General features: G+C 55.4%; 24 protein-coding genes. 11 read left to right on the forward strand and 13 right to left on the reverse strand.

Annotation, left to right across the window (positions count from 1 at the left end; genetic code table 11):
- Positions 1–2 precede the first annotated feature (2 nt).
- Positions 3–3,185: an exodeoxyribonuclease V subunit gamma gene (gene recC, locus JZM60_RS14340; protein WP_207163093.1), complete on the reverse strand. Its 3,183-nt coding sequence runs from the start codon at positions 3,183–3,185 to the stop codon at positions 3–5.
- A gap of 363 nt (positions 3,186–3,548) precedes the next feature.
- Here recC and hisI point away from each other — a divergent pair, with 363 nt between their 5' ends.
- The 4 genes from hisI to vapC all read left to right on the forward strand — a co-directional run bounded on the left by hisI (position 3,549) and on the right by vapC (position 5,618).
- Positions 3,549–3,926 carry a phosphoribosyl-AMP cyclohydrolase gene (gene hisI, locus JZM60_RS14345; protein WP_207163094.1) on the forward strand — a complete coding sequence of 126 codons (378 nt, stop codon included), beginning with the start codon at positions 3,549–3,551 and terminating at the stop codon, positions 3,924–3,926.
- Positions 3,923–4,798: an ATP phosphoribosyltransferase gene (gene hisG / locus JZM60_RS14350; protein WP_207163095.1), complete on the forward strand. Its 876-nt coding sequence runs from the start codon at positions 3,923–3,925 to the stop codon at positions 4,796–4,798. The genes hisI and hisG overlap by 4 nt, the downstream gene beginning before the upstream one ends.
- 191 nt (positions 4,799–4,989) lie before the next feature.
- Entirely contained in the window at positions 4,990–5,217 is a 228-nt protein-coding gene (gene vapB, locus JZM60_RS14355; protein ID WP_207163096.1) for a type II toxin-antitoxin system antitoxin VapB, read from the forward strand.
- Positions 5,217–5,618, forward strand: a complete 402-nt coding sequence (gene vapC / locus JZM60_RS14360) for a type II toxin-antitoxin system tRNA(fMet)-specific endonuclease VapC (RefSeq protein WP_207163097.1) — start codon at positions 5,217–5,219, stop codon at positions 5,616–5,618. The genes vapB and vapC overlap by 1 nt, the downstream gene beginning before the upstream one ends.
- Positions 5,619–5,926: 308 nt before the next feature.
- Here the strand turns inward: vapC and JZM60_RS14365 are convergent, their stop codons facing one another.
- The 4 genes from JZM60_RS14365 to JZM60_RS14380 form a co-directional block, all read right to left on the reverse strand.
- The gene (locus JZM60_RS14365) at positions 5,927–6,229 is read right to left on the reverse strand and encodes a helix-turn-helix domain-containing protein (protein ID WP_207163098.1); all 303 of its coding nucleotides are present in this window, start codon (positions 6,227–6,229) and stop codon (positions 5,927–5,929) included.
- A 3-nt stretch (positions 6,230–6,232) separates the two neighbouring features.
- Complete coding sequence (locus tag JZM60_RS14370; RefSeq protein ID WP_207163099.1) at positions 6,233–6,580, reverse strand: type II toxin-antitoxin system RelE/ParE family toxin; 348 nt, start codon at positions 6,578–6,580, stop codon at positions 6,233–6,235.
- Positions 6,581–6,939: 359 nt separating this feature from the next.
- Positions 6,940–7,701, reverse strand: coding sequence for a hypothetical protein (locus tag JZM60_RS14375; protein ID WP_207163100.1), 762 nt, complete (start codon positions 7,699–7,701; stop codon positions 6,940–6,942).
- Positions 7,702–7,763: 62 nt separating this feature from the next.
- Positions 7,764–8,654, reverse strand: coding sequence for an adenylate cyclase (locus JZM60_RS14380; protein WP_207163101.1), 891 nt, complete (start codon positions 8,652–8,654; stop codon positions 7,764–7,766).
- Between the two features lie 291 nt (positions 8,655–8,945).
- Between JZM60_RS14380 and istA the strand changes: the two genes are divergently transcribed.
- Both istA and istB read left to right on the forward strand, forming a co-directional pair.
- Positions 8,946–9,971: an IS21 family transposase gene (gene istA / locus JZM60_RS14385; protein WP_207163102.1), complete on the forward strand. Its 1,026-nt coding sequence runs from the start codon at positions 8,946–8,948 to the stop codon at positions 9,969–9,971.
- Positions 9,968–10,762, forward strand: a complete 795-nt coding sequence (gene istB, locus JZM60_RS14390; RefSeq protein ID WP_207163103.1) for an IS21-like element ISGme4 family helper ATPase IstB — start codon at positions 9,968–9,970, stop codon at positions 10,760–10,762. Before istA ends, istB begins: the two co-directional genes overlap by 4 nt.
- A 21-nt stretch (positions 10,763–10,783) precedes the next feature.
- Here the strand turns inward: istB and JZM60_RS14395 are convergent, their stop codons facing one another.
- From JZM60_RS14395 to JZM60_RS14410, 4 genes are all read right to left on the reverse strand, one after another.
- Positions 10,784–11,164 carry a Pycsar system effector family protein gene (locus tag JZM60_RS14395; RefSeq protein WP_207163104.1) on the reverse strand — a complete coding sequence of 127 codons (381 nt, stop codon included), beginning with the start codon at positions 11,162–11,164 and terminating at the stop codon, positions 10,784–10,786.
- A gap of 116 nt (positions 11,165–11,280) precedes the next feature.
- Entirely contained in the window at positions 11,281–12,225 is a 945-nt protein-coding gene (locus JZM60_RS14400; protein WP_207163105.1) for a hypothetical protein, read from the reverse strand.
- 99 nt (positions 12,226–12,324) lie between these two features.
- On the reverse strand, positions 12,325–13,395 hold the full coding sequence (locus tag JZM60_RS14405) for a hypothetical protein (protein WP_207163106.1): 1,071 nt from the start codon (positions 13,393–13,395) through the stop codon (positions 12,325–12,327).
- A 252-nt stretch (positions 13,396–13,647) separates the two neighbouring features.
- On the reverse strand, positions 13,648–14,070 hold the full coding sequence (locus JZM60_RS14410; protein ID WP_207163107.1) for a (deoxy)nucleoside triphosphate pyrophosphohydrolase: 423 nt from the start codon (positions 14,068–14,070) through the stop codon (positions 13,648–13,650).
- Positions 14,071–14,491: 421 nt separating this feature from the next.
- Between JZM60_RS14410 and JZM60_RS14415 the strand changes: the two genes are divergently transcribed.
- On the forward strand, positions 14,492–14,755 hold the full coding sequence (locus JZM60_RS14415) for a hypothetical protein (RefSeq protein WP_207163108.1): 264 nt from the start codon (positions 14,492–14,494) through the stop codon (positions 14,753–14,755).
- Positions 14,756–14,869: 114 nt separating this feature from the next.
- Here JZM60_RS14415 and JZM60_RS14420 read toward each other — a convergent pair whose 3' ends face one another.
- Positions 14,870–16,423, reverse strand: a complete 1,554-nt coding sequence (locus tag JZM60_RS14420) for a glycerol-3-phosphate dehydrogenase/oxidase (protein ID WP_207163109.1) — start codon at positions 16,421–16,423, stop codon at positions 14,870–14,872.
- The gene (gene glpK, locus JZM60_RS14425) at positions 16,420–17,910 is read right to left on the reverse strand and encodes a glycerol kinase GlpK (protein ID WP_207163110.1); all 1,491 of its coding nucleotides are present in this window, start codon (positions 17,908–17,910) and stop codon (positions 16,420–16,422) included. The genes JZM60_RS14420 and glpK overlap by 4 nt, the downstream gene beginning before the upstream one ends.
- 174 nt (positions 17,911–18,084) lie before the next feature.
- Here glpK and JZM60_RS14430 point away from each other — a divergent pair, with 174 nt between their 5' ends.
- The 4 genes from JZM60_RS14430 to JZM60_RS14445 are packed head-to-tail and all read left to right on the forward strand — an operon-like array spanning position 18,085 to position 20,343.
- Positions 18,085–18,555, forward strand: a complete 471-nt coding sequence (locus tag JZM60_RS14430; RefSeq protein WP_207163111.1) for a DUF2844 domain-containing protein — start codon at positions 18,085–18,087, stop codon at positions 18,553–18,555.
- Positions 18,542–19,762, forward strand: a complete 1,221-nt coding sequence (locus JZM60_RS14435) for a DUF3443 domain-containing protein (protein ID WP_207163112.1) — start codon at positions 18,542–18,544, stop codon at positions 19,760–19,762. Before JZM60_RS14430 ends, JZM60_RS14435 begins: the two co-directional genes overlap by 14 nt.
- Entirely contained in the window at positions 19,763–19,954 is a 192-nt protein-coding gene (locus tag JZM60_RS14440; RefSeq protein WP_207163113.1) for a hypothetical protein, read from the forward strand.
- Positions 19,945–20,343, forward strand: coding sequence for a PaaI family thioesterase (locus tag JZM60_RS14445; RefSeq protein ID WP_207163114.1), 399 nt, complete (start codon positions 19,945–19,947; stop codon positions 20,341–20,343). The genes JZM60_RS14440 and JZM60_RS14445 overlap by 10 nt, the downstream gene beginning before the upstream one ends.
- Before the next feature lie 21 nt (positions 20,344–20,364).
- Here JZM60_RS14445 and JZM60_RS14450 read toward each other — a convergent pair whose 3' ends face one another.
- Complete coding sequence (locus JZM60_RS14450) at positions 20,365–24,321, reverse strand: hybrid sensor histidine kinase/response regulator (RefSeq protein WP_207163115.1); 3,957 nt, start codon at positions 24,319–24,321, stop codon at positions 20,365–20,367.
- Positions 24,318–25,292, reverse strand: a complete 975-nt coding sequence (locus tag JZM60_RS14455) for a diguanylate cyclase domain-containing protein (protein WP_207163116.1) — start codon at positions 25,290–25,292, stop codon at positions 24,318–24,320. The genes JZM60_RS14450 and JZM60_RS14455 overlap by 4 nt, the downstream gene beginning before the upstream one ends.

The raw sequence follows: 25,292 nt of genomic DNA on the forward strand, positions 1-25,292 counted from the left end.
CGCTACTCCCCCTTACCCTGCTTGTGCTCGGCCAGGGGTCCGAAAACCGTCTTTGCGATCCGCTCGAATTCCCCATCCAGGGGATCGACAGCGCCGAAGCAGAGCCGGTAATAGGGATCGTCCCCCTCGGGAAAGAACTCCCCTCCCCAGGCGGTGCGGGCGGCGGCAAGTTCTCCCTTTTTTGCATAGGCAGCCGCCGTGCGGGGAAAAAACCGGAGCGGCTCCCGGAGCCCCTGGCCATAAAGGTCGAGGAGCGCTGCGAGGTGGCCGAGGGGTTCCTCCACCGGCCCGAAACTCAGGGTGGTGTCGGTGGCAACGAGGATGGCGGCAGCCGGGTACCCCTCCCGGGCAAGAAGATTCAGCAGCAGGTGCTCGATCCAGAGACGTACCTGATCGCGCCCCGAACATTTTGCCCCCTTGTGGCGCACAAGCGCCTCGGGCCAGATATCCCCCAACGTGCCGGTGATCCGGTACGACCCCAGGGACAGGTCAAGGGTAAGGGGCTCCAGCGGCGCCCTTCCCCCGGTCAGCGCCCTGATTTGTGCAGCCAGTTCCTCCACCCCGTCGCCAAGGCCCCGGAACAGAAGCTCCCCCTGGTGGGCCGGCGGCAGTATCCCCCGGGCCCGGGCCACGGCAAAGGTTTCCCGCGGTTCCCGCCCCGCCAGGGCCAGGTCCAGCATCTCTTCCCTGAGCCGGTAGGCGTCAAGGGAGTCCACCGCAAAGGGCTCCCGGTCGTCCAGGGGGGGCGGAAGCTCATCGAGCCGGATGCCGAGCCGGGTCCGCACGAAATACCGGGCCGGATTATCGAAAAAGGAGAGAAGGCCGGCGAGGGAGACCGTCAGCAGCTCCTCCGGTGGCTCCGGCAGGGGTGCCGTCATGAAGGACGGCACCGGCACGGCACCCTTCAGGCGCTGGGCCACGGCACGGCGGTTCTCCTCCGAATAGCTGAAGAGCGTGCCGTCGCCGGTGAAGTAGGCCGGGCTGAAGGGCTGTAGCCGGTGTTTCGTCACGAGGGACGCCGGGAACTCCGGGGAGCCGTCCGTGAAGCGGCGCCCCAGATAGTCGAGAAACTCGTCCACGAGGACCGAGGGGGGGAGCGCGCTGTTGTCCCGGATGCTCTGCCCCGTGTAGCTGATGATGAAATGCCGCCGGGCCGACAGGAGGGCCTCCAGGAAGAGGTAGCGGTCCTCGTCCCGCAGGGAGCGGTCCCCCCGCCGCCGGTCCCGGGCGATGAGGTCGAAGCCTGGGGGGCGGTTTTGGCGTGGGAAGGCCCCGTCGTTCATCCCCAGGAGCGCGATGACCGCGAAGGGGATGCTCCGCATGGGGAGCATGGCGCAGAAGGTGACCCCACCGGTCATGAAGCCGAGCCCCCGCACCTCCCGGTCGAGCCTCCCCCGGAGCCAGGCGCGGATCACCGGCAGTTCCACCGCGCCCCCGAACCCCGCTTCGTCCCGCACCGTCTCAAGCTCGGTGAGGATGCCGTTCAGGGCGGCCAGGTCGAAGGCCCCCTCCTCTCCGGGAGCGAAGAAGTCATCGAGAATCCGCCGGCAGAGCCTCACCCACTCCGTCAGGGTGCGTGGCCGGTCCAGTTCGTCCACCAGGGCATGGAGTCCCTCCACGAAACCGGTGAAGCGGCCGAGAACCGCAGGCCCCTCCCCTTCCATGGCGTCGAAGGGGAGGATTCCCTCCACCATCCGGCAATCCTCCTCGGGCATGGCGTACCCCAGGAGGAGCCGGTCGAGGCCGGCCCGCCAACTGTGCTCCCGGTAGGGGGGGAATCCGGCCCGGCGCCGCTCCTCCTCGTCCATCCCCCACCGGATGCGGGTCTCCTCCAGCCAGGTGCGGATAAGTTCCAGGTCGCCGGCGTCAAGGCCGAACCGGGCGTGAACCGGCGGGGATGCCAGGATCTCCGTGACCGCGGTCACCGGGAACCGCCTGCCGGGAAGGTCGAGGATCGCCAGGAAGGTTTCCGCCAGCCCCCCTTCCCTTCGGATGCTCCGGTCGGCAATGGAGTAGGGAATCTTCAGCCGCGGGTCCCGGCACCCGTCGAACACGGCGGAGATGTAGGGGGCGTAGGTCTCGATGTCCGGCGTCATGACGAGGATGTCGCGGGGGGTGAGGCCGTCCGACGATGCAAAGAGGTTCAGGAGGGTGTCGTGGAGCACCTCCACCTCACGCATGGGGCTGTGGCAGGAGGTAATCAGGATGGAACGGTCCGCCCCGTCCACGGGGCGCTGGTCGCCGCTGCTCCCCTCCAGGCGGAGGATATCGTTCTGCACCATGCCGAGGATAGTCGTGTCGGGGGCGTCGCCGTAGAGGTCGGTGTCGGCGCCGGACATGGCCCCCAACTCTACGAGGGTGTCCGAGAACTCCTTCCCCAGGAGCCCCAGGGAGGCCAGGAGCGGGTTCCCCTCGATCCGCACCTCCCGCTCCTCCGGAGAGAGCCGGGCAATGATCCGCTCCGGGAGGATGTCGGCCCAATACTCCCGGCAGGGACCCATGATGAAGAGGTTCACCTCGGTGGCATCGGCGATGCGCCGGAAGACGTCCAGGTGGAACTGGGGGAGATACGAAATGCCGAAGACGGTGATCCGTTCCGGCAATAAGGTCTTGTCCACCTCTCCCCGGCCCAGGCACCGGAAGAACTCGCTCCGCACCGCCTCCCGGTGGAGCCCCTTCCCCTCCCCCGCCAGTTCCCGCCAGAGAACGGCCTGCCAGTGGTTCTCGCCCCCCTTTTCCCAGCGGGCGATCATGTCGGGGCGGAAGATGGTGTACTGGTCGAAGGTATCGGCAATCTTGCCGGCAAGCTGGTAGAGCTTCAGTTCACGCTGCCCCCCGGCCAGGTATCCCGCCAGGGGAGCGAAGGCCGGTTGGTCCAGGAAACCGGGGAGCAGCCCCATGATCCGCCACGACAGCACCGCCGGGTCGAAGGGAGATGCGGCGGGAAGCTCCGGAAGGGCCTTCCGGAACAGGTCCCAGACAAAGGCATTAGGGAACGGATAGTCACCGTTGGCCCATACGCCCATCACCTTTGCCAGCTCCATGGCCAGCCAGCGCTGCATCCCCTTGCTCTGGACCACGATCACCTCCGGCGCCAGGGGGTCGGCCAGGGGACGCCGCAAAACCTCGCCGAGCTGGGCGACGAGGTGCTCCATCCGGTTGCTGGAGTATAAAGTCAAGGGCATGAAATTCTCCGTAACGGACTCGTAATAACACGGAGCAACGGAGCACACGGAGAAAACCAATCAACACCACGTTACGTGATTCGTTTCTGACCGGAAACTGAACGCATTTCCCCCAGATTTTTCTCCATTGCTCCGTTGCTCCGTGTTTCAATGCTTTTGGTGGATTGTGCGACAAAGATGCGTCACAATACGTCTCGAACTTGCGCCGCCGTCACCCGGCCATCAGACTATACGCTTTTGTCGAGAAAAGGAAGGGATGAGCCGACTAGGGGGCGTTTCTTCTGTTGACACTCTCTAAGGCGCCACGGTATTAAACACAGGTTGTTTTCACGAACACTTTCCAGAGGAGGCGCGTAAACAGTCATGATCCAGATCGATTTTCAGAAAATGGGTGGGCTCATTCCCGCCATCATCCAGGACCACGAATCCGGCGAGGTTCTCATGGTGGCGTTCATGGACGAAAAAACCCTTAACCTGACCCTCGAGTCGGGCAAAACCTGGTTCTTCAGCCGCACCCGCAACAAGTACTGGATGAAGGGTGAGGAGTCGGGGAACACCCAGGAGGTTATCGAGGTTCTCACCGACTGCGACGCCGACTCGGTAGTCATCAAGGTTAAGCAGAACGGCCCGGCCGCCTGCCACACCGGCAACCGGAGCTGCTTCTACGTGCGGTGGGAGGACGGCCAGTGGGTCGAGCACTCAAACCCCCTCTTCGATCCGAAGGAGGTCTACAAGAAATGAGCAACCTCCTGAACCTCGGCATCCCCAAGGGGAGCCTCGAAAACGCCACTGTAGACCTTTTCAGGAAGTCCGGCTGGCAGATCAGCATCTCCTCCCGCAGCTACTTCCCCGGCGTTGACGACGACGAACTGAACTGCAAGCTGATCCGTCCCCAGGAGATGGGGAAATACGTGGAGCGGGGCACCATCGACGCCGGCATCGCCGGCCGCGACTGGGTGCGGGAAAACGACTCCGACGTGGTGGAAGTCTGCGAGATGGTCTACTCCAAGGTCTCCCGCCGCCCGGCCCGCTGGGTGCTGGTGGTCACCAAGGACTCCACGGTGCAGAAGCCCGAAGACCTCCACGGCGCCACCATCTCAACCGAACTGGTAGGCTTCACCAAGCGCTACTTTGCCGAGCGGAACATCCCGGTGAACGTGGAGTTCTCATGGGGGGCCACCGAGGCCAAGGTGGTGGACGGCCTCTGCGACGCCATCGTTGAGGTGACCGAAACCGGCTCCACCATCAAGGCCAACGGCCTGCGCATCGTCTGCGACCTCATGGAGTCGGTGCCGGTTCTCATCGCAAACAAAGCCGCCTGGGCCGATCCCTGGAAGCGGCAGAAAATCGAGACCATCGCCACGCTCCTCAAGGCGTCCCTGGCCGCCGAAGGGATGGTTGGGCTCAAGATGAACGCCCCCAACGACAAAGTCGAGGCAATCACGAAGATATTGCCGAGCCTCAACCGCCCCACGGTGGCCCATCTCTACAATTCAGACTGGGTCTCCATCGAAAGCATCCTCCACGAGAAGGAAGTGCGGCGGATCGTGCCGGAACTCCTGGCCCTCGGCGCCCAGGGGATCATCGAGTATTCGCTGAACAAGGTGCTGTAATTCATTGAATTGACTAAAGCAGATGCTCAAACGCCGTGAGCCCTTTAAATGAGGCTCACGGCGTTTGTGTTTTCGAGTGGTTTTTCAGTGATGCGTTTCTATGCCAGAAGGTGGGCCGATATTAAAATGTTACTTGCCAATACAAAAACGCAAATATATACTTCAAATATATATTATTGCGGAGGCCTCGTATGAAAACGGCAAAGATATTCCAAAATGGACAAAGTCAGGCAGTCAGGCTGCCAAAAGAATTTCGTTTCGAAGACTGCGAGGTATTCATCAAGAAAAGCGGCAACGTCGTCCAGTTAATCCCGCGTACTGATTCGTGGAATTCCCTCTTCGGCAGCCTCAAGAAATTCTCCCGCGATTTCATGTCCGAACGCATACAACCTGAACTGGACAAGCGGGAAAGTTTCTGATGAAACTGCTGCTCGACACCAATATCTGCATTTACATCATAAAGCAGCAGCCAGCCACCGTACTTAACCATTTTCTGGAGTACCAGATCGGCGACATTGGCATTTCCTCTATAACTCTCTCAGAATTGCGCTACGGGGTTGCCAAGAGTGCACATAGAGAGAAAAACGCCAAGGCCCTGGATGAGTTCGTCATTCCTTTAGAGGTAGTTTCATATGATGAATCGGCGGCTCACGCCTATGGCAATATTCGAGCAACTCTTGAAAAAGCCGGCACGCCCATTGGCTCCATGGACATGTTGATTGCCGCTCACGCTGTATCGTTAGGAATCCCGTTGATCACTAATAACACTCGTGAATTTCAACGAGTACCTTCCCTCAAGATAATTGATTGGACAGTTTAACCTTACGTGGAAATCCGGGACCGGAAATCCGGGACGACCGGAAATCCGCGGAAATCCGGGACCGGAAATCCGGGACAGATCTATTTTTCTCTAATTTCAGCCCACACACATATGCTCATTAACGATAAATAAATCTGTCCCGGTTTTTGGTACTCTGGCGTGAAAATCCGTAGCTCAAAAAGTAGCCTGTCCCCTTTTCAGTCCGTTGTCCCCTTTTCAGTCCGTGCAAAAATGAGAAGGTCGCTTGTCCTCCTCACGGTTTGAGGCTGACTCACGACCTTTTAATATAACTTCTCCATATGTAAGCGCTAGACGTTTATGCCGATGTGACGACCGTCCGCCAGTTCGACATCCAGAGACAGTTTGCCGCCAAGTGCCTCAACATATCGCTTCAGGGAAGAAATCTTGACCTCATGACCACGTTTTTCGAGGTTTGCCACGGAGGGTTGCGATATTCCAAGGGCTACCGCAAGATCATGCTGCGACATCTCAACGGTTTGACGTAGCTGAGCAAGGCGAAGCTCAAAAATTTCCTGATCCGCTTTAGCTCGCGCTGCTGCGACTACAGTCGGGTCTACTTTTTTCACTAACTCCGAAAGATGCTTTGCCATAACTCACTCCAGTTCTTGCAGATAGTTCAGAAACTCGCGCTCTGCAATAGGGACCATGATTTCGTAGAATTGCTTGTTTCCGGTTTTGTCTCCGCCGCAGAGCATCACTGCTTGGCGGAGAGGGTCAAAGGCGAAAAAAACACGGTACGGTTTACCTTTGTGTTGCACGCGGAGTTCTTTTAGGTTCTTTACCTTGTCAGTGCCTTTGAGACTGTCAACATGTGGTCTGCCCAACGTCGGGCCGTATTGTTCAAGAACGAATATGGCGGCCAACACATCTTGTTGTTCCAAAGCATTCAAGTTCAGAAACCAATCATCGAAGTATTCAACTGTTACAACTTTCCACGCCATATTTCATCCCTTATGCTTTAAAAATAGCTTCCAGGTTATATAATGTCAAGGCTATATTTTTTTGTGGTTTGGTTCCATGATCATCAGTTGTTTTTATATAGATGACGGCGGCAATGATGACCACGAGTAAGATCAGGAACACCATTCCGTTCCTGCGCTAGTTTGCTGGGTGCAGCGGGGAAAACCGCGGGGAAAACGGGCTCCTTGACCTTGACCGAATCGATTGGATATACTTTAAAACCGGTGTTATGTAGAATGTAGACCTGACCCTTCTATTCTCTTCTGACCCTTCTATTCTCTTCTTTCGAAATTCACGTGGTGCACTTGCAATTTGAATTCACCCTATGCCAAGTACTCGCTTATGCACTATCTTTATACAGTAAATAACCATCTATATTTTTTATATTCCTTTTTAAAAATTTAAGAGTTCCGGTTTTACTGCTAGGCCAAGCATTCTTAAGGGCTTCATCAGTTATAATTTCATTGTTTCCACCTGAAAGCTTTGTGGCTCTAAAAACGCATTCGCCAAATGCTTTTGGTTGTTTGTAATCATCTGTCCCTACAAGTGTTACAACAGCTTTGCTAATTGCTAGGCCAATACCGATAGCTAATGGTGGCAAACAATATCTCTCATATAATATTGGATTTATAATGTCACTAACCGCATACAAGCAATTCCTGCTAGCTTTGTTTGCAGAATAAATTGCGTCAGTATTTTTTTCAGATACTCTAAATAACCCTAACACTCCATCACCAAGATATTCAGTTACACTCCCATCCTCAAACATTATAAGTTTAGCCATTGCTGGCAAAAGTGCCGATGTTTCATAAAATATCCTTTGCAGTTGACTAATTTTAGCATTCTTTGAGCTTATTGCACACATGAGGTGATTTGTAGAATCTCTCATGTCAACCGCCATAGCAATAAATGTATCAACTTTTGGTTTCCCTGATTCGACTATAGGATGTCCAGGTATTTGTGATACCTCGGCAGATTCGTACATAGCGGCCATTGCTTTTTTTAAAACCTTCGGACCGACCTCTTCCCAAATGCTCTCTGCCTCGTCGAGACAATCGCAAACAAGCTCATTGAGAATAACTTTTTTTTCAGCTGATAACATTGCTAACTATCCTTTTTTGTATATCCATGCTTAGTCAGTTGTTGTGCTGAACTACTACTTCACTATTTTCTACTCATTTCAAAATATTTCGGAATCATATCCCATCTGATTGAGTAATCAATCAGCTCACGCTTCGTTTCATATTGCAGCGTATGATTGCTAGGCTGCACAGGAGGTGCCAGCGCACTTAGTAAATTTAAAGGCGTAGATATACCTTTCTGTATCGCAAAAGGAGACAAATTATTCGGCGTGATACTCAAAAGGGGGCTTGGATCTATATATTTACTGAAAGCTTCAGCTAGTAGTCCTCTGGAAATGGGATTTGTTTCCGGTTGTTTCAGGACTTGTGTTTCCTTATAATTCCCTTTCAATAAGATCTTTTGCCTGCCTTCCAGTTGTCCCATAAATTCCTTGGATGCCCGACCTTCACCTGCGGACACATTTTTTTCCATCTTACAGGCTTTGTGCAACTCTGGTCCGATCGCGCTCACCATGGAATCCCCGTGAGGCCCTATCTTTGCCATAATTAGTTTCCCGAAGTGGACTACCGTTTTAGTGAAATATGGAAACTTTTTCAAAGTAGCATCAAGTGATTTCATACGAAGTGTTGCATCCCGGCAAACATAAGCGGCTGCAAGTACATTTATTGCACCTACAGATTTAGGAAAATATGCAATTACACTATCACCAGCATACTCCACTTGGTTGTCGTCAGCTCCATATCGGCGGGTAATTTCATCGACTGCGGAGAGAAAAGTGTGTGCCATTTTCAAGTATGTCTGATGAGATCTCGACCAAGTAAAAATTGTTGAGCCAACCAGATCAATTTTATAAATGAAGTACTCTTTCTCTGTTCCTTCACCTCGATTCAGAGTTGAAGGAGCTTTCTGTACCATTCCTTCATCGGCTTCGTCATAGTACTTCTGGAGTATTTCGTCGATCGTCTTAGCCATAGTAAGCAATCCCTACAAGAAGTGCGAGCATGCAGAGCAGGGTAACGGCGGCACACCGGATACCGATATGAAACCAAAAATGCTTATAGTCCCTGATGCAGGAAGTTTTAAGTACCTCGTAGGCAATCTCTCTTTTCCAATCGGTAGTGTTGACTTGTTGGAGATATTCATCAAGTTTCTTAAAAGCTGGCTGTATGTCCAATGTGTTAGCGGCAATGTAAAAATGACCCACTTCGGAAATTGAAAATTGACCCACTCTTCCTGATAACCTAGCCGACCTGGAGGGTCGGCATGATCGGAAAGGAAGAGTGTATGGAAGTCAGAATTCTCAAGAAGCAGGGCAAGAGCATTCGTGAGATCTCGCGGATCACCGGGCTATGCCGAAACACGGTCAGAAAGTTTCTCAGGTCGACCGCCGATCCCCGTTACAAAGAACGGGTGAAGCGACCGGGGAAGCTTGACCCATTTAAAGCGTTTCTCGAAGAGCGGGTAAAGGCGGCGCTGCCGCATCGGATTCCCGCTCCGGTGCTTGCTCGGGAGATCAAAAGCCTTGGCTACGAGGGCTGCGAACGCACCGTCAGAACGTTTTTGGCGACACTGTATTCCCGCGTCACGCCGGAACCCGTTGTCCGGTTCGAAACGGAGCCCGGCAAGCAGATGCAAGCTGATTGGTGCGAACTGCGCAAGGGGAAGCACCCGCTGTACGCGTTCGTGGGAACTCTAGGTTTCAGCCGGGATTCGTTCGTCATCTTCACCACCAGCCAGGCGTTCGACGTCCTTCGGGAGTGCCACGAGATGGCATTCTCCTTCTTCGGCGGCGTCCCGCGCGAAGTGCTCTATGACAACATGAAGACCGTCGTGCTGGAGCGAAACGCCTTCGGTGAGGGTAACCACCGCTTCCACTCCGGCCTGTGGGACACCGCCAAGCATTTCGGGTTCATCCCCAGGCTGTGCAAGCCGTACCGGGCCAAGACCAAGGGGAAGGTAGAACGGTTCAACCGCTACCTGCGGTACAGCTTCTACTACCCGCTGGTCTCGCGCCTGAAGCAGGCAGGATTAACCCTCGATGTAGCGACCGCGAACATCGAGGTCCGAAACTGGCTTAAGGACGTAGCCAACTGCCGCATCCATGGCGAAACCGGCGAGCGGCCCTGCGATCGGCTCGAAATAGAGCGACCGGCGATGCTGTCGTTGCCGCCAAGGGTTGCGGTCGAGCCGGGCAAGCCGGAAATCATCACTCCAATGCCGTGGCCGGTGATCCCGCTTCAGCGCCCAGCCTCCTTTTATGAGCAGATCCTTCAGGAGGGGCGGCTATGAGCGACATCCAGCACCAGCGCATGGTTACTCTCTGCGACGACTTGAAGTTTCTGGCGGTGACCGATGTGTACGCCGACCTTGCCGATGCCGCGGCAAAGCAGGAGTCCTCCTACATCGACTACCTCGAACAGGTCCTCAAGGCCGAGAACGAGGTCCGGCAAGGCCGCTCACGCCACACAATGGCAAAGCTCGCCGGCTTTCCCGCGATCAAGACCCTCGAGGATTATGACTTTGAGTTCGCCACCGGAGCCCCGAAGCAGCGAATCCTGGACCTGTCGGCGATGGCGTTTTTAGAGCGCCGGGAGAATGTAATCCTGCTCGGGCCCAGCGGCACCGGCAAGACTCATCTCGCCATCGCGCTCGGCTATCGGGCAACCCAGTGCGGCGTGAAGGTGCGCTTCATCTCCGCCGCCGATCTGATGCTGCAACTCGAAAGCGCCCAGCGGCAGGGGCGGTACAAGGAAGTAATGCGGCGCAGTGTCCTGGGGCCGAGACTGCTCATCATTGATGAGATTGGGTACCTCCCGTTCAGCGAAACGCAGGCGAACCTGTTCTTCCAGGTAATCGCCAAAAGGTACGAGACCGGGTCCGTCATTCTCACCTCGAACCTGAGTTTCGGAGAATGGGAACAGGCTTTCGGCGGCAATACGGCACTGACATCAGCCATGCTCGACCGGCTGCTGCACCACTCCCACGTTATCCAGATCAGGGGCGACAGCTATCGACTGAAAGAGAAGCGACGCGCTGGCATTCTCGGACAGCAACTACCGACACCTCAGATTGATGATTAACCCAGGAAGGTGGGTCATTTTTCAATTTCCGATCAACCGGTAAGGTGGGTCAATTTTCGATTGCCGTTGACACAATGAAACGAAATATGTCCTCTTCGGTATGAATTCGCCAGAATCAATATTCTGGAAAAGATTTTTCCGGGGATAAAGAACCATCCCTACAGCAAAGAGTGTCATAATTCCAAGAGACATTGAGGCTACCGATATGAACTTTATCCCGCAATGAGCCTTGCAACTTTCGGTGACTACTCCGAAATTTATAATTCCGACAACCAAAGTCAGGATGATAGCAAGAACTTCCGCTTTGGTATCATATGCACGAATTGTTTCTTGTGTTTCATCAAGTACTTTTTGAAGACATTCCAAAGTGGTTTTGTCCTCGTTGTTAGTTTCTTGTGTCATTTTACCTCCTTGGTTCAACGGCTGTGAGCACAGCGGGTTCACCGCTGTTGCGCTTTGTTGAACATCTAGTCTTTCTCGCTCAGTGGCACCAAAGAATGAGTCTGTTTTCTAGAAGATCATTGGGATCTACTGGTTAAATTTGCTTGGAGTTTCGAGTTTGGTATTGCGCTTACGACTATGACATCTTGAGATGGGAAAGGAATTCTAACCTCCTCCTTAGAGGTGCGAATAGAGATTAAAGTCCTGTTGCCGATGCCTTGGAAAAGGATGTCCACTCCTTTCAGAATTGCTCCATTGCCATCTGACAATGCCTCAATGCGATCAGTAAACTCCGGCAGTCCCTTAAAAAGTTTTTGTACAAGTTGGACTCGTTCTTTTGCTAACTGAACTGAAACATGTTCTGAGCGAATACCAATTAACTTGGCGGCGACATCAAGAGTTAACCCGAGCATACCTCGAAAAACAAAAAGTGGTATTAATAGATACATTATCCAAACAACAGGTCTCTTGTAACGCACTAATAAGTCAGGGCTTTTATTCGTTTTAGCGCTATTATTCGTGAGTATTAGTGTCGAGTCGGTCATAATCCAGAAGTTTTTCAAGATAAACGTCCACCAGAAAAAAATCATGACAGCTGCTCCGGTTAAACCAAGGGCCATTTCATTTTTATTATTCCCTACAAGCAGCACAATAAGGAGCATGACCCCGCCAGGGAGAACGACGCCGAGGTCACTCCATCTAAGTATACCGACCTGCGGCCATGGATTGAGTGGTTTCTTGAAGAACCTTACTATTTTCATATGGACAAAAACCTTCTGAACCCAACGGAAAAAAGGCGTGAATAGACACCCCATACAAAACAATAGGTAAAAGAGGATTCCATACGCAAAACAAAACCCAAGCGAAAAGAAGACAAATAGCAAGGTGTCTCCTAGCGTTACTCCGCTTGGGTAGAATCCGATACGGCTGCAATAGATTAGCAGCAACAGTGCACCAATTGCTGTTGCGGTCTTTACGATGAATCCACCGATCTTTAGCGCTGTTTCGATTTGGTGAATCAAAATTTCTCCTTTGTAAGTTCTTTGTTAAACGTCGTGGGCGGTGAGTGGGCCTGCACCGCTCCACCGGCCTGGTTATGCCTTCTCACGAACCTTAAAGCTTCATGGCCCCTTTAACGATTTTACAAGTTTCCCAATTTGGTCTATTCCGTCATAAGTGCTTGGTAGCTTTTCAGGATCTGCAAGTATTCCACTGAAGATTAAATTTTCAAATTTTTCGAGAGCAGTTTTATCTTGTTTTTTGATTTTCTCTGAAAATTCTGCGTAACTTTGAATAAACTGACATAATGTTTGCCTCAGTTCTATTTGCATTTTCTGAGCTTTTGCCGAATTTAGATTATGTAAAATTACTCTAAAATAATATATTAGAATAATTTCTGTAGATAATAACGGTATGACTACAAATAGGTGGTCTATACCTAAAGATTTGCTTTGATATATGCCATTAAATGCAACTATTATTTCTATTAACAATGGCAACACAATAACAATGCCCATAAGAATTAGTGACCGAAACAAATTTGTTACTTCTGTATTTTTCTTTGAACCTAAATCCTCGAAACCCTTATAAAGACCAATAAAATTGAAGCCTATTTTATATTCATTCAGCTTATCTTTGATGGCGTCTGCTTCGTCTTTCTTAACTTCAATCTCCTCATCCCACTGTTTCTTCAGAGCAGCGGCCTCGCTTTTCTTAGCCTCAAACTCTCGAAAACTCGCAATATTACTGTCATTTATGAACTCTTTTGCAATGTTAGCTGGCATCACATATGAGGCATATATTATTTGTGAGCGGACATCTCCATCCATCTCACCTTCGTCAGACTGAATTTGATCCTTAATACGCCTAAGCTCCATACTCAGCTCTTTACCAGGGCCAACCAAGAAATCAAATTCACAAAGAAATCGATAAACTATGCAATAAATATGATCTATATGGTCATTTTTTGAAGAATCAAAATCTCGCAACCATTGTATGAATTGATTACCAATGTGCTTTATATTGAAGGTACAACGATCATCCCATCCTTCCGGAGACTTGTAGATATAGCTGATAATTTCTTTTGAAATGGACAGCCGTTTTGCTCTAACAGCATCCTCAACATGGGCGGCTTCAGCTTTGCGTAAAAACTTGCCCAACACCTGCGCATTATTTTCTTCACCGAAGAACATTTTAGCTCCTTATCATTATTCGTCTCTATGGCATAACTCGTAAATCACCGGTTAGGGTGTGCTATCTAAAGCTAGAGAGCCAACAAGGGGTCAGAGAGCCAACAAGGAGAGCCAACAAGAAGCGACCCTAGCGGATACGGGGTCGGACCAAGCTAACCACCTGGATTATCATCGAATTTGCCCCAAAATAACGCATTTTCTGCGCTTAGAGCCTCTCTTTTACCGGTAAAACCGGCAGTGTAATCAGTGGTCTCATCCATAATCCTTACTAATTCGGCACGCAAGCCGGTACGATTCAATCACCGGCACATCGGCCTCAGCCCAGTCGAGGGCGTGTAGTTCTTCCGGGGAGAGCCAGGTTACGGCAGCGTGTTCGTGGAGGACGATTTCACCAGATTGTATGGAGCAGACAAATGGATGGAGCGTGACGGTGAAGGTTGGATAATGGTGGGTGCTGAGGGGGAGGTGTTTACCGACGGACACGTGGATTCCCATCTCTTCCACAAGTTCCCGCCGGAGGCATTCTTCGGACGATTCACCGGGGTCGATCTTGCCACCGGGAAGCTCCCACTTGAGCGGCAAGCTCATTGCGGTGCTTCGCTGGGCGGCAAGAACGAGGCCGTCACGTTCGATGATGGCGCAGGTAACATGGAGATGCTTCAACGAGGGCAACACCTGAAATTGCCTCCAATCACATTACTGGCCACAGGCAGAGAGCCTCAGCCAAACACTAAAAACGCCCTAAATCGCACGAACGTATACACTCTTTAATAAGCCAATTCAGACTCAAGGTCAACCGGGAGAAATTCTTAAAGGTTATTTCATCCGCCTAAGGGAGGACACCAGGACGTAAATCCGGGACAGATTTATCTTTTTCACACTTTTCTATGCCTGAATAACAAGAACCTGTCATCCCCCTCCCCTCGTTCGGCAACTTTCTTCTTTTACATGATCAGCCGGTTGGCCGGTGCGCAGGTTGCCGCATCTTCAGCCCCGCCGATCGCGATAAAGCGACTCCCTCCGATTGACAACGTGACCTTATCGAGTATCGTTAAAAACCATACATTTCAGCTTCACGACACCAAGGAGGAAACCCATGAAACGCACCGCACTGCTCACCGCCGCCCTGATGCTCGCTTCGTCCGTGGCTTTTGCCGGCACCAAGACCTATCAGGCCACGGGGCCCGTCCTTGAAGTGAAGGACAACATGATCGTCATCCAAAAGGGGAAAGAAAAGTGGGAAATCGCCAAGGACAAAGACACCAAGGTGACCGGCGATCTGAAAGTCGGCTCGAAGGCAACGGTTCAGTACACAATGAAGGCCGCTACCATTGATGCGAAGGCAGACAAGAAGAAATAGCAGGACGATGCATCCATGACGCAAGAAAGGCCGGTCCGCAGGGACTGGCCTTTTTTCGTATACAAACGGATAAACCGCAGAGTTGTTCCAAGAATCTAAGGGATGCGCCTCGAATTACGGAAGATAGCCATCTGCCACGGCATTGAAAGCCGCAACCTCTTCCGCCTGCCACTGTTCGTCGCGCCCCAGTTCCTGCGCCATCAGGGCAGCCACCGCCGGTGCCGCTTCTTTAGCGGCGCGGGCATCGAGTATCAACGCCCTGGTACGGCGGCTCAACAGATCCTCGAGACTTCTCGCCCACTCGTGGCGCACCCCCCACACCACCTCGGCCAGACGGTACGGCAGGCGGGGATGAAGCAGTCCTCGCAACTCCGGCCTTTCGGCGCACAACTCCCCAAGACCGGCCCCGTCGGTTCCGTACATGGACCACTCGCCGGCAGCGTCAGGCTCGGGGAGCCAGCCATGGATTGGAAGCTCGGCAGTTCTCGATGGCCGCTCTTCCAGGCCGGCCAGCCTGGCGGCACTGGTCACCGTGTCCTCGGCCATCTTTCGGTACGTGGTCCACTTGCCGCCCGTGATGGTGAGCAGTCCGCCGGCAGAAACCAGCAGGGTGTGATCGCGGGACAGTGCCGCGGTATTGGCCGCATCTCCACCTTTCACCAGGGGGCGCAGACCGGCAAAGACGCTCAGGATGTCTGCCGTGCCGGGATCACGGGAAAGGTAGCGCCCCGCATGCTCCAGCAGGAACTCCACCTCCTGCGCCAGAGGACGCGGCTCGGCCTTAATCCGGTCCACCGGCGTATCGGTGGTGCCGACGATGACGCGGTCGTGCCAGGGTACGGCAAAGAGCACCCGCCCATCGTCGGTGTGGGGAACCATGATGGCGCTGGCGCCGGGGAGGAAATCCTGGGGGAGCACCAGATGCACCCCCTGGCTCGGGGCGATGATCGGGTGCGCGCCGGGTTCGTCCAATTGCCGCAGGGCATCGCAAAACGGCCCGGTGGCATTAACCACCACCCGCGCCTCGATCTCGTATTCACGGCCGCTCTCCCGATCAATGGCCGCCACGCCGCGAATCAGGCCCCCGCTCTTGAGCAGGCCGGATACTTCGAAACGGTTCAGGGGAACGCCATCCAGATCGGCACAGGTACGGGCAAGCGCCACGGCCAGCCGGGCATCGTCGAACTGCCCGTCGTGATAGACCACCCCGCCCCGCAACCCGGACGGTTCAACGGTTGGGATGCGCTGCAGAGTTTCGTCCCGGGAGAGAAGCTGGGAAGGCCCCAAGCCGAGCTTGCCGGCCAGCATATCGTACAGTTTCAGCCCGATGCCGTAGAAGGGCCCCTCCCACCAGTCGTAAAGCGGCACCACGAAAGAGAGGTTATGGACAAGGTGCGGGGCGTTCCGGATCAGCACCCCCCGTTCGTGGAGGGCTTCGAGCACCAGGGAGATGTTCCCCTGCTGGAGGTAGCGGACCCCGCCGTGAATCAGTTTGGTGCTCCGGCTGGACGTGCCGCTGCCGAAGTCGTCACGCTCCAGAAGCAGCGTCCGGTAACCGCGGCTTGCCCCCTCAACCGCAACCCCAAGGCCGGTGGCGCCACCGCCGATTACCAGCAGATCCCAGTTTTTCTCGCTCTCCAGCCGCTGCAAAAGCTTCGCTCGCGTCATGGCGCCTCCCAGCCCCGGGCCCGCTCCACCGCCCGTTCCCACCGCCCCCGCAGATCGGCAGCCTCAGCCCGTCCCATGGCGGGAGTAAATATCCGGTCCACCTGCCAGTGGCCGGCAATCTCCTGCCGGTCGCTCCACATCCCAACCGCCAGCCCCGCCAGGTAGGCAGCCCCCAAAGCCGTGGTCTCCCTGATCCTGGGCCGCACCACGGGCACCCCCAGGAGATCGGCCTGGAACTGCATCAGGAGGCCATTGGCGGTGGCGCCGCCGTCAACCCGAAGCTCTGCCAGGCTGATGCCGGAATCCCCCTCCATGGCAGTGAGGAGGTCGGCGCTCTGGAAGGCGATGCTCTCCAGGGTGGCCCGGGCAATATGGGCGGCGGTGGTGCCGCGGGTGATGCCGACGATGGTCCCCCGGGCGTATGGGTCCCAGTGGGGAGCGCCGAGACCGGTGAAGGCAGGCACCAGGCAGACGCCGCCGCTATCCGGGACACTGGCCGCCAGGGCCTCCACCTCGCCGGAGGAGCGGATGATGCCAAGGCCGTCCCGCAGCCACTGTACCGCAGCGCCCGCAACGAACACGCTCCCCTCCAGGGCATATTCGGCACGTCCGCCAAGTTGCCAGGCCACAGTGGTAAGGAGGTTGCGCCGGGAAACCACCGGGCGCTCACCGCAATGCATCAGAAGGAAACAGCCGGTTCCGTAGGTGTTTTTCGCCATTCCGGCAGTGCCGCAGGCCTGGCCGAAGAGGGCCGACTGCTGATCGCCGGCCATGCCGGCAAGGGGGATAGCCGCCGCGAAGAGATCGCCGGCAGTCTCTCCGTAAATTGCGCTGGAATCCACCACCCTGGGCAAAACGGCCCGGGGAATGCCGAGGATCGCCAGCAGCTCGTCGTCCCAGTCAAGGGTGGTGATATTGAAGAGAAGCGTTCGGGAGGCGTTGCTTGCATCGCTTATGTGAAGCCGTCCTCCCGACAGGTTCCAGACCAGCCAGGAGTCCACCGTCCCGAAGGCAAGCTCCCCCGCTTCGGCCCGTTGGCGGGCGCCGGGCACGTTGTCCAGCAGCCAGGCCAGCTTTGTGCCGGAAAAGTAGGCATCCAGAACAAGGCCGGTCTTTTCCCGGAACAGCGGCTCCAGGCCGTCCGCTTTGAGCCGGTCGCAGAGTTCGGCAGTCCGGCGATCCTGCCAGACAATGGCATTGTGGAGCGGCTCGCCGCTCCGGCGGTCCCAGAGGAGCGTCGTCTCCCGCTGGTTGGTGATGCCGATGGCCTTCACCTCCCGGGGAGTGATGCCTGCCAGGGAAAGGGCTTCGGCCGCCACCCCAACCTGGGTGGCCCATATCTCGCGGCCATCGTGCTCCACCCAGCCGGGGCGGGGAAATATCTGGCGGAATTCCCGCTGGGCAATGGCCCGGATTGTTGCGGTGCTGTCAAAGACAATGGCGCGGGAACTGGTGGTCCCCTGGTCGAATGCAAGGATGCAGCTCATTGTAACCTCTCGGGCAAATAGTATGAGTACCTCAATTGTCCCGTGAATAAGCCGTTTGCGCAAGCCTTCGCCAAATACATTTGCCCCCATGACCATGATTTGCTGGACACACCGGGTCTGGGATGGGAAAATGTAAGTAATTTGGTTTGCACACCCGAAAGGAGCCGGCCAGACATGAGACTACAACTTTTTGCTCTTACCCTGATTCCAGGCCTTCTGATGGCGCCGCTTACATTCACCAGCCGGGCTGAGGCAGCGCTCGGCGAACGGGCCACTCCCGTCTCGGCCGCTCGCAAGGCATCCGCAGCATCCCAGACGACAACCGCCGCCAGCAGTGGCTACACGGTACAGGAAATCAAAACCGGCGCGACCAACGTACGGGAGTACATTACCCCCTCGGGAATTGTGTTTGCCGTTACCTGGAAAGGAGTATCACACCCCGACCTGACACCGATTCTGGGGTCCTATACGTCCGGGTACAGGCAGGCTCTGGGTCAGGCAAAGCGAATGCGGGGCCAGCGTCGTTCCATGGTAAGTTCGGACAAGGTGGTTGTGGAAAAATGGGGACACATGCGCAACCTGCAAGGGAAGGCTTACGTACCCTCATTGATCCCCAATGGAGTGAACATCGATGAAATCAAATAAACTCGTTACTTTCGTTCTGCTAGTTGGTCTGATAGCAGGTTGCGGCGGCGGTGGCGGATCGAGCCATTCCTCGGACTCGACGGATCCCGGGGTCATCGATACTTCACCAAACGTCGTTGCCATTACCGTTCCCAATGACCAATCGTACATCAACAAACCGACCGTCAGCGTCACGGTCTGCAACCCCGATACGGGAAATTGCCAGGTTGTCGGCAACGTTCTCCTGGACACCGGTAGTTATGGCCTGCGACTATTCAACACTAGTCAGATCGCCGGCCTTTCTCTGAATCAGGTAACAGTTGGTTCGGCACCCATTGCCGAATGTGTGCCATATCTGGACGGCACTGCAACCTGGGGGCCGGTGAAGTGGGCCGATGTCAAGCTGGGAGGCGAAACCGCAAGCAACATCCCTATTCAGATTATCGACCCGACCTACTCTGCAGCCTCTATCCCCGGCGTCTGCAACCCATTGAACGTGATTTTGAATGCAGACCCAAAGGAAGCTGGATATAACGGGATACTAGGTGTCGGTCTCTTTGCTGAAGACTGCGGAACGGGATGCGCATCAAGCGATAACAACGGCAACGTCGACGTTCCGTACTTCACCTGCAACGGTTCGAACTGCACGGGAATTGCCGTTCCCGTCGAGAGACAGGTGCAAAACCCCGTTGCCAAACTCGGCACGGATTACAACAACGGGGTCATAGTACAAATGAACTATATTCCTCTGGGAGGAGCCAGAACCGCCAGCGGCAAGTTGATTCTCGGCATAGGCACGCAGCCGAACAATACCCTCTCAGGAGTCACAACCTATCCCACAAACCATGTCGGTGATTTCATAACTGAGTTCAAGGGCAGCATCTACACCAGTTTCATAGATAGCGGCTCCAACGGAATTTTTTATGACGACCCGATAGACAAAGTGCCTCTGAGTTCCAACCTGGATTGGTACAGTCCCCTGTTCCGACTGGATCTGACAGCCGTCAACTACGGCGACGGATTTGCACCAAGCGGCAGTGTAAATTTCAGCATAGGCAACGCAGACAAACTGTTCAGTACCGCTAATAGTGCATTCCGCGAAGTCGGCGGGCCATCCTTCGGAGGCTACTTCGACTGGGGCCTCCCCTTCTTCTATGACCGCTCCATTGCCGTGGGCATCTACGGAACCAGGTCCAATCTGGGCATCGGCCCCTATTGGGCTTACTGAGTGCACGAAAATCAAAACGCCTTCGAACTCTGGCGCCAGGACGACAACGGCAACCGGTTCATGATCGGCACCTTTGCCTGCCGCGCCGCCGCTGAAAGCCGGCTGGCGGAACTGACCCGCGCCCGGCACAAGCAAACCTACTGGATTACTGAAGGCAAGGACAACAAACCACTGGAGACCCAATGCAGGTAAACGACGACAACCACTGCTTCATTTGCGGCGATCACAATCCCATCGGCCTTCACGCCGTTTTCACGACCGACCCGGAGAAAGGCCGGGCCGAGACCCGCGTCCGGATTCCGGAGCATTTTCAGGGATGGCAGGGGATAGTCCACGGGGGCATCCTCTCGGCCCTGCTGGACGAAATATGCGCCCAGGCCTGCATGGCCCGCGGGCTCCAGGTGGTGACCAGCGAAATGCGCCTGCGCTACCGCAAACCGGTCCCAACCGGTACCGAGATAACGGTAATCGGCGAGATAGTCCGCGACCGGCGCCGGCTCATTGACGTGCGGGGGATAATTGAGCTGGAAGGCGAGACAATGACCGAGGCCGACGTCATTATGTTCAGGACGGCGGGATAAAGGCGTGCAGGCGCAAGTCCCTCACTCGCCATAACGGACTTCAACTGCCTGCAGATAGGCCTCAAGGGCATCAATCTGCTTCACTATATCGTCGGGATTACCGTTGCTGGCGGCAATCTCCATATCCCGGCCAATCTCCGATATCATCGAGAATCCATAGCTGCCGCCCGACCCTTTCATGCCGTGGGCGATTGTGTGCACCATCCCGAACTCTCCATTGACCGCAAGATTTTTGATGTATTGGCATTCAACCTTCCGGTCCTCCAGGTAACCGGGTATGAGGTCTTCAAGGTCAGCGTCGCAGACTACCGTTATTTTCCCTGCCGAGCTCCCCGCATCCATTATTGATTCGTCCTTCGTATCGCCCGGAGTCTCACTGCCCTGATACCGGCCATATTCCGCCACAACCTCCAGGAGCTTTTTCTTCTTGATCGGCTTGGTCAGGTGAACCGTGCAGCCGGCATCAAGGCTTCTCAACCGATCCTCTTTGAGGGCGTTGGCGGTCAGCGCTATCACCGGCAACGGATCGAGGCCGGTTTCCGCCTCCCATTCACGAATGAGGCGTGTCGCGGTATAGCCATCCATGACCGGCATCTCCATATCCATGAAAACCAGGTCAAATCCGCCCCCCTTGATCTTTTCGAGAGCTTTTTCGCCATTCTCGACACACTCAACCGTATGCTCGGTGCGACGGAAATAGGCGGTCAGGACGGTACGATTCGCCTGGTTGTCGTCAACGATCAGAATGGAAAGCGGTCTGCCATGCATATCTCCCGTGGGGGGGGTATGCTTAAGTTCTCCCGCTGCCTCGCTCGAAATGGCGAACTGAACCGTGAAGTGGAAACAGCTCCCCTTCCCGGGGGTGCTTTCCACTCCGATCTCCCCACCCATCATCCCCACCAGATGCCGGGAGATGGCCAGCCCGAGCCCTGTCCCGCCATAGCGCCGGGTCGTCGACGAATCGGCCTGGCTGAAATTATCGAAGATGGTGCCGAACTTTTCCGGTGCGATGCCGATGCCGGTATCGGTCACGGTAAATTCGATCAGCACGTCGGCATCAGAGCGCCGGACCGGCTCCACCTCAAGGGAAACGCTTCCTCCGCTATCGGTGAACTTCACCGCATTCCCCACCAGGTTGATCAGCACCTGACGCAACCGCAGGGAGTCGCCCATGAGCCAATCCGGAATTTCGGAGCTTACAACGGAGGAAAACGCTACCCCCTTCATGGACGCTTTCAACGAGATAATGTCTGTCAGCTGCCTTACGGCCTCTCGCAGATTAAAGGGGGTGGAATCCAGCCGCAGCATGCCGGCTTCGATCTTGGACAGGTCGAGGATGTCGTCGATCAGCCCCTGCAAAGTCTCGCCCGCCGAATGGATAACCGAGAGATACCCCGACTGTTCGGCATCAAGACTGGTCTCCGCCAGGAGGTCGCTCATGCCGATAACTGCGTTGAGGGGAGTGCGGATCTCATGGCTCATGCTGGCCAGAAACTCGCTCTTGGCCCTGTTAGCCTGTTCGGCCCGATCTCTGGCGACTTTCTCAAGTTGCGCGATGTTGGAAAGCTCTTCCTGGAGCAGCTTCTGCTTTTGGATTTCCTCCCGAACCCCCACGAAATGGGTAATGACCCCATTTTCATCGAGGATGGGCGAAATGGAGGCCATTACCCACACGAGGCTGCCGTCTTTGCGGCGGTTGTGAAACTCCCCGTACCACTCGCGCCCTGAAAGGATGGTTTCCCACAGGTTTTTGTAGAACTCCGGCGGGTGGGTCGGGCCTTTCATGATGCGCGGGTTCTGGCCTTGCAGCTCTTCGAGGGTATAGCCGGTCATCTGGCAGGTTTTCGGGTTGACGTACTCTATCTGCCCGTCCCGGTCGGTGATGATGATGGATACCGGACTGTGCTCCACTGCGGCCGAAAGCATCCGGAGGGAGGCATTTATCCGTTTCTGTTCGGAGATGTCCCGGAGCAACCCCACGGCATTCCAGGTACCGTTGAGGAAAACCGCGGACAACGACAGGGCAATGGTGATCTCCTGGCCATCCTTGCGGCGGGCGAAGAGCTCAAGGGTTTTACCCACGGCATTGCCGCAGCCGGTCCACTTGAACTCGGCAAAAGCCGCACGGTAATCGGCCAGATAGCGCTCGGGGCAGAGCAGTGCGTGGAGATTCCTGCCGAGAGCTTCCTCGGTGCTATAGCCCAGGATCTGGGCGGCAGCGGGGTTCCAGTAGGAAATGTGGCCCTGATGGTCCATCATGAGGATGGCATCGTGGGCAGAATTGGTGATGCTGCGGAGTTGCGACTCGCTGTTTTCAGACGCCTCCTTGGCAATCTGCAGTTCGGCGGTTCGTTCCGCAACCCGACGCTCAAGTTCCTCGTTGACCGCAGTCAGTTCAGAGAAGCTTTTCTGCAGGGCAGTTTCCATCTGCCGGAAGTTGTCCTGCAGCTCCTGCTCTTCCCTCACCTCCGCGGGGCGCCAGGAAATCTGTTCCCCTTGCGCGATCCTGGTAGGAAGTTGACCGGAAACCTTCCCCAGCATGGCAATGGGCACCAGCAGCCGCCGGCTGAAATAGCGGGACAGGCCAACCGTCAGCAGTGTCAGCGTTGTCAGCACCCCCAGCATAATGGAGGTGCGATTGCTGATCTCACAGAGTGTCGGCGCAAGGGGAGATTCGACCACCAGGTGGAAACCGGATTGCGGTTCCAGGGCGACTTCAGTTTGGTAGAACGAACGGTTCCAGCGTTTCATGACGCTCACCCCAAGCTTGGGGTCGGGAACCCATTGGCTCACATTGTCACCGACCGGAAGAAGCCGCCCACCCTTGGGCAAATCGAATTGCTCCAGGAACTTCTTGCCGCTGTCGGTAGAGGCAATCACCCGGCGCTGCCGGTCCAGCAGCGTCAGCTTGACATCCCGCTCGCCGACAATTCCCTTCAGCAGGGCGGCGGGATGCTCGAGCGGGACCACGCTGAAAACAGCGCCGCGATATTGTGCTCCGGCCCTGTTGGGCGCAAGTATGATCAGGCGGGGTCCGGGAACACCGATCTTTCCCATGAAGGTATCGAATGCAACGGGGCGGGAGAGGTCCTTTAGATCTGCGATGTAGGGGCGGTCTCCCAGCGAAACCCCGATGGTGGAGATGCCGTTTTCATCAACAGGGGGCGAGAAGGCGCGAGTGATATGGTTGCTTCCCATAACCCCCAACCGGTACGTATCATGGCCATGGGCGTCATGGTATTTTTCGAGAATCTGCTGAATCTTCTGCGGCGGCGTCCGGTCCGGATCACCAACCAGATTGACGAGCGTGTGTATTTTGTGCTGCTCTTCCTCCAGCCAGCTTGAAATCGTCAGGTTGCCGACTTCGGCCATCCGGGCGGTATTCTGCTTCAGGCGCGTCATCTGCTGACGGAAATGCCAGTTCGTATCGAGAAAGGAGAAAACGAACGCCGGCACCAGCACCACTCCCTGCAGAATTACTCCCAGCCATTTGCGCAGTGAAGGAAGTTCACTGTCCCCGGTCAGACGCCAACTCAGCAAAAAGAGGGCCTCGGCAATCAGCGTATTGATGATGCCGTTCATCCCCTGCTTCAGGGCTATCAGGAGAGTGGCGCCGGCACTGAAACCCATGACATGGTGAAAAAAGAGCCAGACCAGCAGCAGGCCGCCGCTGAACCAGTAGATGATGTCGGTGATCATCAGGTCCATGCGTTTGCGGCTCCTCAGCCATCCGGCGAAGAGCGCCTCGCAGCCGAAGATGATTATGGCCCAGGGATGGTGCCACTGTACCCAGGTACACCCTGCGGCAATCACCGCTGCCAGCAGGCCGGTGGCCGGTCCGAAGCGCAGCAGGGCGAACATGCTGAGGGCTGAGCCGAACAGAAAGTCCACATTGAAGAACAGGGGAAGTTTGAACCAGTTGACAAGAAAACCGGCGATTCCCAGAAGGATGCCGGCAATCAGTTTCCGATTATTCATGGGAGAACACCATCATCAGCACGGGGGGAACCAGCCTGCCACCTTTGCCAGGAATTCTTTCCGCTTTTTTTAGCTTCGTACATGGCGTCGTCTGCATGGGTCATGAGGAGTTCCACAGTATCTCCGTCATCGGGGTAGAAACTGATACCCGCCGAAGCGCCGATGCGGCAGGTAACGCCGGAAACATCAAAAGGCTGCGAAAGCACTGATATTATCTTTTCGGCCACCGTTACCGGGCCGTCTAAAGAATTCACCCCGCGCACGATGACGCAGAATTCGTCCCCCCCCATGCGGGCCACGGTATCGGACTCCCTGACGCATCCGCTCATGCGCTGTCCGACCATAACCAGCAGCCCATCCCCTGTTTTGTGCCCATAGGTGTCGTTGACTGCCTTGAACGCGTCAAGATCCACAAACAGAAGGCCAAAACTGCTCCGGCTTCGTCTCGATTCCACAACGGCACGCTCCAGGCGTTCAAAAAACAACAGGCGATTCGGCAGACCTGTCAATTTGTCAAAATGGGCCAACTGCCGCAACTGCTCTTCCGACTCCTCCAATCTGCGGTTCTTTTCCTGAAGCCCCTGATTGGTGAGCGCCAGTTCCCGCTCCAGATGCACAATCCTCTCGGCAGCCTTGAGGCGCACCTTGAGCTCTTCCTTGTTGAAGGGCTTCCCGATGAAATCGTCGGCTCCGGCCTCCATTCCGGCCACCACGTCATCTTTCCTTGCAGTCAACATGATGACATAGGTGTATTCCGGAAACCCGGCCTCCCTGATGCGCCGGCAGAGGGCCGGCCCCTCAAGATCGGGCATAATCCAGTCGGTAATGACTATGCTGGGGCGATGCTCCTGGATGAGGTTCCACCCGGTCTCGCCGTCGGGCGCACCTAAGGCGTCATACCCCCATGATTCGAGGTAACGTCCCAGCAGAGCGCGGATTTCCGCCTTGTCATCGATGTAAAGGATTCGCAT

The organism is Geobacter benzoatilyticus, assembly GCF_017338855.1.
GTDB classification, from domain to species: domain Bacteria; phylum Desulfobacterota; class Desulfuromonadia; order Geobacterales; family Geobacteraceae; genus Geobacter; species Geobacter benzoatilyticus.

Coding starts and splice junctions, on each gene's coding strand:
- JZM60_RS14415 (WP_207163108.1), top strand. CDS start 14,492: ATGAAACGCACCGCACTGCTCACCGCCGCCCTGATGCTCGCTTCGTCC.
- JZM60_RS14405 (WP_207163106.1), bottom strand. CDS start 13,395: ATGTTCTTCGGTGAAGAAAATAATGCGCAGGTGTTGGGCAAGTTTTTA.
- vapB (WP_207163096.1), top strand. CDS start 4,990: ATGAAAACGGCAAAGATATTCCAAAATGGACAAAGTCAGGCAGTCAGG.
- JZM60_RS14445 (WP_207163114.1), top strand. CDS start 19,945: ATGCAGGTAAACGACGACAACCACTGCTTCATTTGCGGCGATCACAAT.
- vapC (WP_207163097.1), top strand. CDS start 5,217: ATGAAACTGCTGCTCGACACCAATATCTGCATTTACATCATAAAGCAG.
- JZM60_RS14435 (WP_207163112.1), top strand. CDS start 18,542: ATGAAATCAAATAAACTCGTTACTTTCGTTCTGCTAGTTGGTCTGATA.
- JZM60_RS14430 (WP_207163111.1), top strand. CDS start 18,085: ATGAGACTACAACTTTTTGCTCTTACCCTGATTCCAGGCCTTCTGATG.
- istA (WP_207163102.1), top strand. CDS start 8,946: ATGATCGGAAAGGAAGAGTGTATGGAAGTCAGAATTCTCAAGAAGCAG.
- JZM60_RS14450 (WP_207163115.1), bottom strand. CDS start 24,321: ATGAATAATCGGAAACTGATTGCCGGCATCCTTCTGGGAATCGCCGGT.
- hisG (WP_207163095.1), top strand. CDS start 3,923: ATGAGCAACCTCCTGAACCTCGGCATCCCCAAGGGGAGCCTCGAAAAC.
- istB (WP_207163103.1), top strand. CDS start 9,968: ATGAGCGACATCCAGCACCAGCGCATGGTTACTCTCTGCGACGACTTG.
- glpK (WP_207163110.1), bottom strand. CDS start 17,910: ATGAGCTGCATCCTTGCATTCGACCAGGGGACCACCAGTTCCCGCGCC.
- recC (WP_207163093.1), bottom strand. CDS start 3,185: ATGCCCTTGACTTTATACTCCAGCAACCGGATGGAGCACCTCGTCGCC.
- JZM60_RS14420 (WP_207163109.1), bottom strand. CDS start 16,423: ATGACGCGAGCGAAGCTTTTGCAGCGGCTGGAGAGCGAGAAAAACTGG.
- JZM60_RS14370 (WP_207163099.1), bottom strand. CDS start 6,580: ATGGCGTGGAAAGTTGTAACAGTTGAATACTTCGATGATTGGTTTCTG.
- hisI (WP_207163094.1), top strand. CDS start 3,549: ATGATCCAGATCGATTTTCAGAAAATGGGTGGGCTCATTCCCGCCATC.
- JZM60_RS14455 (WP_207163116.1), bottom strand. CDS start 25,292: ATGCGAATCCTTTACATCGATGACAAGGCGGAAATCCGCGCTCTGCTG.
- JZM60_RS14380 (WP_207163101.1), bottom strand. CDS start 8,654: ATGGCTAAGACGATCGACGAAATACTCCAGAAGTACTATGACGAAGCC.
- JZM60_RS14395 (WP_207163104.1), bottom strand. CDS start 11,164: ATGACACAAGAAACTAACAACGAGGACAAAACCACTTTGGAATGTCTT.
- JZM60_RS14365 (WP_207163098.1), bottom strand. CDS start 6,229: ATGGCAAAGCATCTTTCGGAGTTAGTGAAAAAAGTAGACCCGACTGTA.
- JZM60_RS14375 (WP_207163100.1), bottom strand. CDS start 7,701: ATGTTATCAGCTGAAAAAAAAGTTATTCTCAATGAGCTTGTTTGCGAT.